Annotated in this window: 13 protein-coding genes and 1 tRNA gene; 6 read left to right on the forward strand and 8 right to left on the reverse strand. The window is 66.6% G+C overall.

The window, feature by feature from the left end; genetic code table 11:
- The 3 genes from VEG08_13845 to VEG08_13855 form a co-directional block, all read right to left on the reverse strand.
- Window positions 1–978, reverse strand: a 978-nt coding sequence (locus tag VEG08_13845) for an isomerizing glutamine--fructose-6-phosphate transaminase (GenBank protein HXZ29071.1), incomplete at its 3' end; no start/stop codon positions are given.
- A 117-nt stretch (window positions 979–1,095) separates the two neighbouring features.
- Window positions 1,096–1,341, reverse strand: coding sequence for a phosphoribosylformylglycinamidine synthase subunit PurS (gene purS, locus VEG08_13850; protein HXZ29072.1), 246 nt, complete (start codon window positions 1,339–1,341; stop codon window positions 1,096–1,098).
- Between the two features lie 31 nt (window positions 1,342–1,372).
- Complete coding sequence (locus VEG08_13855; protein ID HXZ29073.1) at window positions 1,373–1,573, reverse strand: allantoinase; 201 nt, start codon at window positions 1,571–1,573, stop codon at window positions 1,373–1,375.
- 149 nt (window positions 1,574–1,722) lie between these two features.
- On the opposite strand from VEG08_13855, the gene VEG08_13860 reads away from it, so the two are divergent.
- The 5 genes from VEG08_13860 to VEG08_13880 all read left to right on the forward strand — a co-directional run bounded on the left by VEG08_13860 (window position 1,723) and on the right by VEG08_13880 (window position 7,008).
- Entirely contained in the window at window positions 1,723–2,400 is a 678-nt protein-coding gene (locus VEG08_13860; GenBank protein ID HXZ29074.1) for a hypothetical protein, read from the forward strand.
- 52 nt (window positions 2,401–2,452) lie between these two features.
- On the forward strand, window positions 2,453–3,385 hold the full coding sequence (trxB, locus tag VEG08_13865) for a thioredoxin-disulfide reductase (GenBank protein HXZ29075.1): 933 nt from the start codon (window positions 2,453–2,455) through the stop codon (window positions 3,383–3,385).
- A 239-nt stretch (window positions 3,386–3,624) separates the two neighbouring features.
- Window positions 3,625–4,542, forward strand: a complete 918-nt coding sequence (locus tag VEG08_13870; protein HXZ29076.1) for a proline dehydrogenase family protein — start codon at window positions 3,625–3,627, stop codon at window positions 4,540–4,542.
- Between the two features lie 333 nt (window positions 4,543–4,875).
- Window positions 4,876–6,084 (forward strand): serpin family protein, encoded by a 1,209-nt coding sequence (locus tag VEG08_13875; protein HXZ29077.1) that lies wholly within the window; start codon window positions 4,876–4,878, stop codon window positions 6,082–6,084.
- A gap of 54 nt (window positions 6,085–6,138) precedes the next feature.
- Entirely contained in the window at window positions 6,139–7,008 is an 870-nt protein-coding gene (locus tag VEG08_13880; GenBank protein ID HXZ29078.1) for a transglutaminase-like domain-containing protein, read from the forward strand.
- A 12-nt stretch (window positions 7,009–7,020) separates the two neighbouring features.
- Here VEG08_13880 and VEG08_13885 read toward each other — a convergent pair whose 3' ends face one another.
- The 5 genes from VEG08_13885 to asnA form a co-directional block, all read right to left on the reverse strand.
- Entirely contained in the window at window positions 7,021–7,686 is a 666-nt protein-coding gene (locus VEG08_13885) for a DUF3106 domain-containing protein (protein ID HXZ29079.1), read from the reverse strand.
- A gap of 9 nt (window positions 7,687–7,695) precedes the next feature.
- Window positions 7,696–8,175: a hypothetical protein gene (locus VEG08_13890; protein HXZ29080.1), complete on the reverse strand. Its 480-nt coding sequence runs from the start codon at window positions 8,173–8,175 to the stop codon at window positions 7,696–7,698.
- Window positions 8,176–8,184: 9 nt separating this feature from the next.
- Entirely contained in the window at window positions 8,185–8,760 is a 576-nt protein-coding gene (locus VEG08_13895; protein ID HXZ29081.1) for a sigma-70 family RNA polymerase sigma factor, read from the reverse strand.
- Between the two features lie 231 nt (window positions 8,761–8,991).
- Window positions 8,992–9,066, reverse strand: a tRNA-Val gene (locus VEG08_13900).
- Between the two features lie 53 nt (window positions 9,067–9,119).
- A complete protein-coding gene (gene asnA / locus VEG08_13905) occupies window positions 9,120–10,259 on the reverse strand; it encodes an aspartate--ammonia ligase (protein ID HXZ29082.1) in 1,140 nt (379 codons plus the stop codon).
- A 414-nt stretch (window positions 10,260–10,673) separates the two neighbouring features.
- Here asnA and VEG08_13910 point away from each other — a divergent pair.
- The coding region (locus tag VEG08_13910) for a carboxypeptidase-like regulatory domain-containing protein (protein ID HXZ29083.1) at window positions 10,674–11,269 on the forward strand (596 nt) is incomplete at its 3' end.

Raw genomic sequence — 11,269 nt, forward strand, 5'->3', positions numbered from 1 at the left:
CAGCCGCTCCAGCATGAACTTGCCCGCCAGGGCGGCGTGCCAGGAGGTGCCGCAGGCCGCGATCTGGATCTTCTTCAGCGCCCGGAACTCGGCCTCGGTGATCTCCATCTCCTCCAGGAAAACCTTGCCGGAATCGAGCGAGACGCGGCCCAGGGTGGTGTCGCGCACCGCCCGCGGCTGCTCGTAGATCTCCTTGAGCATGAAGTGCTTGAAGCCGCCCTTCTCCGCCATGATTGGGTCCCAGGTGATGTGCTGCACCTGGCGCACGATGGGCTGGCCGTCGAAGTCGGTGAGCTGCACGCCGGCGGGGGTGATCACCGCCAGGTCGCCGTCGGCGAGGAAGAAGAGGTCGCGGGTGTGGTAGAGGATGGCGGGCACGTCGGAGGCCACGAAGTACTCGTCCTTGCCCAGCCCGATGACCGCCGGGGGGCCGTTGCGCGCGGCCACGATCTTGTTGGGTTCGTCCACCGCGATCACCGCCAGCGCGAAGACCCCGGTCAATTCTTTCACCGTCTTGCGCACCGCCTCTTCCAGCGAGGCCTGGCGGCCGTCGCCCGGGCGGAAGTGGTACTTCTCCACCAGGTGGGCGATGACCTCGGTGTCGGTCTCGGTGGAGAACTTGTGGCCCTCCTCGGCCAGCTTCTTCTTGAGCGCCAGGTAGTTCTCGATGATGCCGTTGTGCACCACCACGATCTTGCCGGTGCAGTCGCGGTGCGGGTGGGCGTTCTCCTCGGTGGGGCGCCCGTGGGTGGCCCAGCGGGTGTGGCCGATGCCGTAGGTGCCGTCCAGCGGCTTGAGCCGGATGGCCTCTTCCAGGTTGCGCAGCTTGCCTTCGGCGCGACGCACCTGCAGGCCCTCGCCGTTACCGGCCACCGCGATGCCGGCGGAGTCGTAGCCGCGGTACTCCAGGCGCTTGAGCCCGTCCAGGATGACGGGTACGACCCGCTTCTTGCCGACGTAACCTACGATCCCGCACATATCAGTTTGGCGTCCGGCGTAACGTCAGATTGCGGATTGCAGATTGTAGATTGCAGATCGCAGCCTCAGATTCGTGCCCTCGCGTCGGCGATTCTCACCTTCTGCAATCTGCATTCTTCAATCTTCAATCGAGTAGCGGAATTCCTCGATCACGGGGTTGGTGAGCACCTCGCGGGCGACGCGCTCCACCTCGGCCGCTGCCTTGGCCTTGTCCAGCCCGCCATCGAGCGTGATCTCGAAGTACTTGCCCTGGCGCAGCTCGTCGATCCCCTGGTAGCCCAGCTTGCGCAGGGCCGCGTGGATGGTCTTGCCCTGGGGATCGAGCACGCTCTTCTTCAGCGACACATAGACATACGCTTTCATGGCAGAAAACGATTATACCGCCCGCGCGGCGCTAGATATCGAGGTGGATGTCGAAGAAGGCTTCCACGCTCTGGCTCAGCATCTTCTTGATCTCCTCCGCCGAGCCCTCCAGCAGGTGCATGGTGACGCGGGCCTCGCGCCCGTTGTGGAGTTTCAGGGCGGCGTCGCCCACCTCCGCCACCTCGCCCTCCGGCAGCAGGCGCAGACCGTAGACCAGGGTGAGATTTGCCATAGGGCAGATTTTAGCAGTCAGCGGGAAGCTCTTCGCTTTTAGCTCTTAGCTGTTAGCTTGCCACGCCGGATTTGAAGGATGAGCCGGCAGCTAGGAGCTAAGAGCCAAAAGCTAAGAGCTAAAAGCTGCGACGCTGCTACAATTCCGCAGTGCCGCTCCCGAGACATCTCCCATTCGCCCCGATCCTCGCCCTGGCCGCGACCCTCGCCTCCGCGCAGCAAGCGCCCCCGGCCGGCCAGCCCCAGGTCCGCGTCAACTATCTGAACGTGTGCACGCCCTCCGCCGACGAGCAGAAGGAGATCGCGGCGGTGCTGGCACGCATCCCGCAGAAGCCGGGCTTCGGCCCCGACTTCGAGATCGCGCGCGGCCGCACCACCATGCCCGACGCCCCCGTCTCCACCTGGGTGCGCGTGCGCCACGACTTCCCCGACGGCGCGCTCTTCTCCAACGCCCAGTACTCCATGAGCGTGGACGAGCAGCGCGTAGTCGAGACCCTGGTCTTCCGCTTCCACGAGCCCAAGGACGTGCTCTCCATCTCCATCGAGGACGGGGTGAGCGCGGCCACCCCGGCGCAGGTGCTGGCCACCGACACGCCCGCCACCCGCCTGCGCATCGAGCGCGTGGGCAAGGGCTCGATCGGGCTGGCGCGCTGCCAGGGCGCCGACCAGAGCGCTTACGAGCCGCTCTTCCAGAGCGCTTCCCAGGTGCTGGCGCGGTACCGCGAGGCGCTGGGCGTGCGCCGCACCGTGTTGAGCGACCTGCAGCGCCTGGGCACCGGCAAGCCTCCGGCCCGCAAGCCGCCCGCCGCCGCCAAGCCGAAGCCATGAGCGGCGGCCCGGCCTGCATCCAAATCCGCATTGCTGAATCCAACGAGAGGCCATGGACAACGTTCGCAACACCGTGATCCTGGGGTCGGGATGCTCCGGCCTCACTGCCGCCATCTACGCCGCCCGCGCCAACCTGAAGCCCCTGGTGCTGGAGGGCCATGAGCCCGGCGGCCAACTCTCCCTCACCACCCTGGTGGAGAACTTCCCCGGCTTTCCCGAGGGCATCCAGGGGCCGGAGCTGATCGAGAACATGAAGCAGCAGGCCACGCGCTTCGGGGCGGAGATCCAGACCGGGCACGTGCAGAAGGCCGACCTCAGCCGCCGCCCCTTCGTGCTCACCGTGGGCCAGCAGCAGATCCGGACCCAGACCCTGATCATCTCCAGCGGGGCCTCGGCGCGCTGGCTGGGGCTGCCCCACGAGCAGCAGTTGATCGGCCACGGCGTCTCCTCCTGCGCCACCTGCGACGGCTTCTTCTTTTCGGGGAAGGAGATCGTGGTGGTGGGCGGCGGCGACTCCGCCATGGAAGAGGCGCTCTTCCTGACCCGCTTCGCCACCAAGGTGACCATCATCCACCGGCGCGCCGGCTTCCGCGCCTCCAAGATCATGCTGGACCGCGCCCGCGCCAACCCCAAGATCCACTTCCTCACCGACACCGTGGTCGAGGACGTCTACGACGTGGGCAAGAGCGAGGTCACCGGGCTCAAGCTCAAGAACGTGGAGAGCGGCAAGACCTGGGACTTTCCCACCAGCGCGCTCTTCCTGGGCATCGGGCACATCCCCAACGCCAAGATGTTCGCCGGGCAGCTCGAGACCGACCAGGACGGCTACCTGAAGACCACCAACTACGTCTTCACCAGGGTCCCCGGGGCCTTCGCCTCCGGCGACGTGCAGGACCGGCGCTACCGCCAGGCCATCACCGCCGCCGGCAGCGGCTGCATGGCCGCCATCGAGGTGGAGAAGTTCCTGGAGGCCGAGGCGCACTGAGCCCATTGCAGATTTCAGACTGAAGATTGCAGATTGAAGAATGAGCAGGCGGCGGAGCCGAGACCAATCTGCAATCTGAAATCTAAAATCTAAAATCTAAAATCTAAAATCTGTAATCACACCCCAATGTGACCCCCGTCCTACTGACGCTGGCCGCCCTCTGTGGTACAACCATGGGTCGGTTCGATGACCACTCGACCCATGGATTGCCCTGATCCCCTCCCGCCCGAGGCGCCCGCGTGCTGAGGGCCCTGTTCATCTGGCTCTCCGAGAGCCAGCGCCTGCGCCGCTTCGCCGAGCACTCGCGCCTGGGGCGCAGGAACTCCCGCCGCTTCGTGGCCGGGGAGACCATCGACGACGGCATGCAGGCCACCGCGGCGGTCAACGCCCTGGGCATGAGCGTCTCCCTCGACAACCTGGGCGAGAACGTCACCAACCCTGAAGAAGCCAAGGCCAGCGCCGCCACTTACCACAAGCTGCTGGACGAGATCGCCGCCCGCCGCCTCGACGCCAACGTCAGCATGAAGCTGACCCATATGGGCCTGGACGTGGACGAAGCCCTGGCCCGCGAATTGGTGAGCGGGCTGGTGGCCAAGGCGGCCTCGCAGAACAGCTTCGTGCGCATCGACATGGAGGGCTCGCCCTACACCCAGCGCACCCTCGACTTCGTGCGCGAACTGCACCGCCGCCCCGGGCACGCCGGGCACGTGGGCGCGGTCATCCAGTCCTATCTCATGCGCAGCGAGAAGGACGTGGAGGACTTGCTGGGGGAGCGCATCCGCATCCGCCTGTGCAAGGGCGCGTACAAGGAGCCGCACTCCATCGCCTTCCAGAAGAAGCGCGACGTGGACGCCTGTTTCGTGAAGCTGAGCCGCATGCTGCTCAAGAGCGGGGTGTACCACGGCATCGCCACCCACGACGAGCGCATCATCCGCCAGACCATCGAGTTCGCGCGCGCCGAGAAGATCGCACCCGAAAGCTTCGAGTTCCAGATGCTGCACGGCATCCGCCGCGACCTGCAGCAGGCGCTGATCAAGGAGGGCTGGCGCATGCGCGTCTACATCCCCTTCGGCAGCGAGTGGTATCCGTACTTCATGAGAAGGTTGGCGGAACGACCGGCGAATGTGTTCTTCATCTTGAAAAATCTCTTTCGTTGAGAAAGGTCGGGCGACGAGAATCGGCAGGTGACGTGAGCCGTTATACCGGGCTTGTATCCAGTGGGAGACAAATGCCCGTCGTTGTGACGTATAACGTAGCCACCATCCGCGCGGACGCGGTGACGTACAACGCCCGCACCGGTGCGCTCACCGCCCATGGTCACCTCGTGCTACAGGACGCGTCGGTAGCTGCGCCCGGTGTGGCGATCCAAGTCGTCTTCAAGGGCGGAGAAGCGCACGTCGACCCGCGGCCTAAGTAGCGCTCCCATTTCGCGTGATTTCCCGCAAACGCGTATCCTTGAAGCGTTCTTCTCCTGAAGGAGGAACTCTTCCATGAGACGGATAGCCTGGCTCGCCGCCCTGCTGCTGGCAGGGATCTCGTACCTGGCCCTGGCGCCGGAGGCCGCGTTGCGCGCCGCCCCGCCCCAGCCCGCGCGCAGCCTCTCCCACGCTCACAACGCCTTCGGCTTCAAGATGCTCAAGCTGCTGGAGCAGAGCGAGGGCAAGAAGAACGTCTTCATCTCGCCCTCCAGCATCGCCCTGGCGCTCTCCATGGTCTACAACGGCGCCCGCGGCCCGACCCAGGCCGCCATGCAGAAGACGCTCGACCTCGACGGCATGGACCTGGCCCAGGTCAACCAGCAGAGCCTCGACCTCATCAACCTGCTGAAGAATCCCGACCCCAAAGTGCAGTTGGCGGTGGCCGACTCGGTCTGGGCGCGGAAGGGCGTGAGCTTCCGCCCCGACTTCCTGAAGACGGTGCTGGACTTCTACCAGGCGCAGGCCACCACGCTCGACTTCCGCACTCCCGGCGCCGCCGCCACTATCAACGCCTGGGTCAACGAGAAGACCCGGGGCAAGATCCCGACCATCGTCGAGCCGCCCATCCCGCCCGACATGGTCATGTACCTGATCAACGCCGTGTACTTCAAGGGAAGCTGGACCACGGCCTTCGACAAGAACCTCACCGAGCAGCGGACCTTCACCCCCGCCTCCGGCGCCGCCGAAAAGCGTCCCCTGATGAAGCAGCACGGCTGGCTGCCGTACCTGGAGACCGACGACTTCCAGAGCGTCAGCCTGCCCTACGGCAGCAACCGCCGCCTGGCCATGTACGTCTTCCTCCCCAAGAAGGACCTGAAGAGCTTCCTGGCCAAGCTGGACGACGGCGCCTGGGACTCCTGGATGCAGCGCTACAGCAACACCGAGGGCACCATCCTGCTGCCCCGCTTCAAGATGGAGTACGAGAAGGAACTGCGGGGCACGCTCACCCAACTGGGGATGGGCGAGGCCTTCCAGGACGGCGCCGACCTGAGCGGCATCGGGCCAGGGCTGGCCATCAGCGAGGTCAAGCACAAGACCTACGTGGACGTGAACGAAGAAGGGACCGAGGCCGCGGCCGTCACCAGCGTGGGCGTGCACGCCACCGCCGTCCGCGTCGAGCCTCCGACCTTCTACATGGAGGTCAACCGGCCGTTCCTGTTCGCCATCCGCGACAACCAGACGGGCGAGGTGCTCTTCCTGGGAGTGGTGCAGAACCCGTGAGCGGCGGGGCTGACTCTAAAGGGGCAACGCCCCGGCGAGGAGTTTCTTGCTAGCATGACGGCCATGGCGGGAGAGTCCAGGTCGCTGACGCCGCTGGCCGGGGCCTTGGCCGCGCTGGTCGGCCCCGAGATCGACGACGAGCGCATCGAGCTGGCACGCGCCGCCCTCACCATCGCCCGCACCCAGTATCCCGAACTGGAGGCGGAACGATATCTGGACCGGCTGGCGGAACTGGCCGCGCGCGTGGCCGCACGTCTGCCCGAGGATGCCGAGCCCGCTCCTACCATCGCCGCCCTCAACACCGTGCTCTTCGACGAAGAAGGCTTCCGCGGCAACGAGGCTGACTACTACGATCCCCGCAATTCTTTTCTGAACGAGGTGCTCGACCGCAAGCTGGGCATCCCCATCTCCCTGGCGGTGGTGTACATGGAAGTGGCGCGCCAGGTCGGCTTTCCGCTCTTCGGCGTGGGCATGCCCGGACACTTCCTGCTCAAGCACTACGACGTGGAGGGGCGGGAGACGCTGATCGACGCCTTCCACCGCGGGCGCGTCCTCACGCCCAGCCAGTGCCAGCAGCGCCTGGACGAGATCTACGCCGGGCAGTTGCCCTTGCAGCCCGAGTTCCTGGTCACCGTGAGCCGCCGCCAACTGCTCACCCGCATGCTCAACAACCTGAAGGCCATCTACCTGGACGCGCGCAACCTGCGCAAGGCCCTGCCCATCGTGGACCTGGTGCTGGCCGTCTATCCGCGCTCCCCCGAAGACGTGCGCCAGCGCGCCCTGCTGCGTTACCAGTTGGGCCAGGTGCGGGGCGCGGTGGAAGACCTGGAGGATTATCTGAAGATGTCGCCCGAGGCCTCCGACGCCGACGAGATCCGGCAGCTCGCGCTCTCGCTGCGGCGAACGCTGGCGTTGAGGAACTAGGCGCCGGCGCGGCTACTGCGGCGGTCCCTGAGGCGGTGGTTGCGGCAAGCGCAGGCGGTCGCCCGTCTGCGGACCCTTGCCCTCCGGCTCTCCCGGACCCACGCCCAGGCCGATGAAGCCGCGCAGGAGGTCGCGCTCGTCGTCGGAGAACGTGCTCTTGAACTGGGGAGAGTCGAGCACCTTCTGCTGCTCTTGCGGGTCCATATCGCGCAAGTGCCGGTAGGCGGTGACCAGGGCGCGCCGCCGCTCCGGAGCCAGATTGCGCATGCGCTGGAAGAGGGCGCGGGCCTGCTGCCGCTGCTCGGGAGTGAAGTTCTCCCAGGTCTGCATGCGGTCCAGGATCTTCTGCTGCTGTTCGGGAGGAAGTTGGCTGAACTTCTGCAGGCGCTCGCGCAGCTTCTGCTGGCGCTCGGGAGGGAGCTTCTGGAACTCGGGATCGTTGGCCAGCGCCTTCTCCTGCTCCGCGGGCGGCAGGTCCTTGTACTTGCGCAGCCAGTCGCCGGCATGATGCTCCTCGCGCCCGCGCCCGAATCCCGGACCGGCGCCGTGCCGGCCTCCGCCGCCGCCCTGCTGCCAGAAGACAGCGGGCGCGCAGCCGGGCCGGGGCGGCTGCGCCGCGGCTACGGTCACCGCCGCCGCCACCGCCGCGGCCACCAGGATGGGCTTGATCCCGCGCACCGGCTCTCCTTAGCGATGCGCCTGGTGCACGGCCAGGTCATCGAGCATGTCGAAATTCGCGTACAGGTCCTCGTCCTTGTCCAAGGCCTGCAGGTCGCCCACCGCGGTACCCGGCTGGGCGTTCACCGCCTGCGTCGCGGGATGCTCGGCCACCACCGGAGTCAAAGGAGCGCCTCCGCGGAACAGGCTGGCGCCCGCGACCACCAGCGCCAGCATGGCGGCGGCCAGCGCGGGCTTGCGCGCCCAGGCCCACCAGGGCGCCGGGCGCTCGGCTTCCTCGCGCAGGCGCGCGCGCAGGCGGGAGTCGAAGTACGGCGAAGGCTCAGGCGCGGTCCATTCGTCCAGCAGCGCCATGGTCTGGCGCAGGCCGGCCAGCGCGGCGGCGCAGCCCGGGCACACTTGCAGATGCTCTTCCACGGCGGGGATGGGAGCGGGCGCCCCCGCCCCTGCCAGCTTGAGGAGATGTTCGCGCACCTGTTCGCAGTTCATAGCCACCACCTACTTCACAAATTCCTTCAGCTCTTCGCGCAGGGTCTCGTAGGCGCGGAAGAGCAGCGACTTGGTCGCCGACTCGCTCAGTTTCAGGATCTGCCCGATCTCGCGATAGTCCAATTCCTGGTACTTGTGCATGACCACGGCCAGGCGCTGGCGCTCGGGCAGGGCCTGCACCTTGCGGCGGATGGCCGCCAGGCGCTCCTGCCGCACCATCTCCTGCTCGGCGGTGAGCTGGCCGTCGGCCGGGTCCGGCAGCAGCCCGGTCTCGGGGTCGGGCTGGTCCAGGCTCTGCGCCCCGGCGCGTTCCGGGCGCGTGTCGCGGCCGTAGTTCACCGCCAGGTTGGTGGCGATGCGGTACAGCCAGGTGGTGAACTTGGCCTCGGCCGCGTAGGTCGAGCGCGAGCGGTAGACGCGGAGGAAGACCTCCTGCGCCAGCTCCTCGGCCACCGCCTGGTTGTGCGCCATGCGGTACATGAAGCTCACCATGGCGCGGCGAAACTTGGCGACCAGGTAATCGAAGGCGGCGTCGTCGCCGGCCTTCACCCGCAGCATCACCTGGGCGTCGCTGAGTCCGGCCAAGGGGACAGCCTCGGCGCTCCGCTCTCCGGTCCCGGAGGCCGCGGCCAGCATGCCTGCTTGGAGCGCAGCGGTGCTCACACCCCTGTTAACCCGCGCGCTGCCCGAAAGTTGTGGGCCGGAAGCGCTGGCCAGGGCCTCCTCCGGTTGCGGTGCGGCCAGCGGTTTGCCGGAGAACCAAGGCTTCTTGGGTCTCATCGGATCCTGGTTGTGAGATGCGACATAAGGAAAGGATGGTGGGCGCTGTAGGATTCGAACCTACGACTTCCACCGTGTGAGGATGGCACTCTACCGCTGAGTTAAGCGCCCGACCGGCTTCATTGTAGCAGGGTCGCGCACCCAGCCAGAAGCTCGCCGGGGGATCACTCCAGCACGTGGATGTTCTTGCGCCGGCACATCTCCTTGAGCACCTTGGGCCACACGCTCACCGTGACCTCGCCCAGGTGCGCCTTGCGCAAGAGCTGCATCAGCGTGCGCGATTGCCCGATGCCGCCGCCGATGGAGAGCGGGATCTGACTGTTCAGGATGGCCTGGTGGTAGGGGAAGCGCAGGAAGTCCATCTGCCCCGACATCTCCAGTTGCCGGCGCAGCGATTCGGGGTTCACCCGGATGCCCATGGAGGTCAGCTCATGGCGCCGCCGGGTGACGTGGTTCCACACCAGGATGTCGCCGTTGAGGCCGTGGGTGGGCTTGCCGGTCTGCGCGCTGGTGTCGGTGACCCAGTCGTCATAGTCGGCGGCACGCATCTCGTGGGGCATGCCGTCGGCCAGCGGCCACCCGATGCCCACGATGAAGACGGCCGGATACTTCTGCAGCACCTGGGTCTCGCGCTGCTTGCGAGGCAGGTCGGGGAACATCTCCAGGATCTCCTCCGCGTGCAGGAAGGTGAGCTGCTCGGGCAGGTTGGGATAGCGGGGATCGCGCAGGGCGGGGAACTGCTCCTGGGCGAACTTCTCGGCGCCCACCAGCACCTTCCAGATCTTGCCGACGATCTGCTTGAGGAAGGCGAGGCTGCGCTGCTCGGCGGTCATCACCCGCTCCCAGTCCCACTGGTCCACGTAGCAGGAGTGGTCGTGGTCGAGGAAGTAGTCCTTGCGGACGGCGCGCATGTCGGTGCACAGGCCTTCGCCCACGTGCATGCCGAACTGGCGCAGGGCCATGCGCTTCCACTTGGTGGCCGCCTGCACCACCTGGGCGTCCACCGGGTGCAGGTTGCGGTCGTTGGCGATGTGGAACTGGATGGGGGTGCGGGAGCCGTCGCGGTCGAGCATGTCGTTGACCCCGCTCTCCACGTCCACGATCAGCGGCACCGTCACCATGAGGAGGTTCAGTTCCTGGCACAGGTTCTCCTCGATGTAGTTCTTGACCGCGAAGATGGCCTGCTGGGTCTCTTTGGGATTGAGCAGCGAGCTGTAGTTCTGGGGCAGGATCTTGTCCAGCTCGTCGTAGTTGCCGATGCCCGGCCCGGCCAGGTCGGCGCGCTTGGCTGCCACCGTTGCCATGTTCTCCTCCGTACCCGGCGTCCGCCGGCGGCGCTCATCGCAGACGGCGCCAGAGCCAGCCTAGGCCGGGAGCGGGCCGGGAGCGGTGACTGCGGTCACCTGCGGCTGTGATGTTCAGGGAGGGCGGCGGGCGGGGCGCGCCCGCCGGCCACAAGCCACCTGGCCGCAAGCCTACGGATTTTCATAAGCAGCCATGGGAGCGAATCCCGAAAACTGTATGGTCAGAACGAAAATCGCCGACATTCGATTTGTTTTCAGTGTTTTGGCATGGCCATTCGTTTGCTTTAGCTCGGCCGAGGGGTAGGGGCATTTCCTTGGACCTTGGAGCCTGGCGGCAGGGAGTGGTGGGTGCCGCTAGGAATGGCTAGGAAGCAAACAAACCCCCTTCAACCCAATCTCTTCAGGAGAACCGTGATGAGCAAGCGCTTGCTGTTCGTGCTCCTCGTAGTGGTCCTGGCGTGCGCCAACCTGTGGGGCCAGAGCACCGGCCAGATCAACGGCACCGTCACCGACTCCACCGGGGCCGTGGTGCGCGGCGCCAAGGTGACCGCTACCAATCCCGCCACCGGCTTCGCCCGCCCCACCGCGACCGGCGACACGGGCGCCTACACCATCACCCTGCTCCCGCCGGGGACCTATGACGTCACCTTCGAGGCCTCCAACTTCGCCACCGTACAGCAGAAGGGGATCGCGGTGGCGGTCGGCCAGTCCGTGACCCTGAACGCCACCCTGAAGCCGGGCGGCGCCCACGAGGTGGTGGAAGTCACCGGCGAAGCTCCGCTCATCAACACCACCAACTCGGAGATCGGGGGCTCGGTCTCCCCCCTCGAGGTGAAGGACCTGCCCATCGTGGACCGCAACTTCTCCGGGCTGATGACGCTGATCCCGGGAGTGCGCCCGGCGGAGGCCTTCGATCCCACCAAGTCGCGCGTGGGTAACGTCAGCCTCAACGGCAGCGACGGGCGCGCGGTGGCGACCAGCGTGGACGGCGGCGACGACAAGGACCTGGT

It is taken from the genome of Terriglobales bacterium, assembly GCA_035624475.1.
Classification (GTDB): domain Bacteria; phylum Acidobacteriota; class Terriglobia; order Terriglobales; family Acidobacteriaceae; genus DASPRL01.

What these genes read in the sequence shown, in the direction of transcription:
- purS (HXZ29072.1), bottom strand. Translation starts at nt 1,341, where the DNA reads ATGAAAGCGTATGTCTATGTGTCGCTGAAGAAGAGCGTGCTCGATCCC.
- VEG08_13855 (HXZ29073.1), bottom strand. Translation starts at nt 1,573, where the DNA reads ATGGCAAATCTCACCCTGGTCTACGGTCTGCGCCTGCTGCCGGAGGGC.
- trxB (HXZ29075.1), top strand. Translation starts at nt 2,453, where the DNA reads ATGGACAACGTTCGCAACACCGTGATCCTGGGGTCGGGATGCTCCGGC.
- VEG08_13875 (HXZ29077.1), top strand. Translation starts at nt 4,876, where the DNA reads ATGAGACGGATAGCCTGGCTCGCCGCCCTGCTGCTGGCAGGGATCTCG.
- VEG08_13880 (HXZ29078.1), top strand. Translation starts at nt 6,139, where the DNA reads ATGACGGCCATGGCGGGAGAGTCCAGGTCGCTGACGCCGCTGGCCGGG.
- VEG08_13890 (HXZ29080.1), bottom strand. Translation starts at nt 8,175, where the DNA reads ATGAACTGCGAACAGGTGCGCGAACATCTCCTCAAGCTGGCAGGGGCG.
- asnA (HXZ29082.1), bottom strand. Translation starts at nt 10,259, where the DNA reads ATGGCAACGGTGGCAGCCAAGCGCGCCGACCTGGCCGGGCCGGGCATC.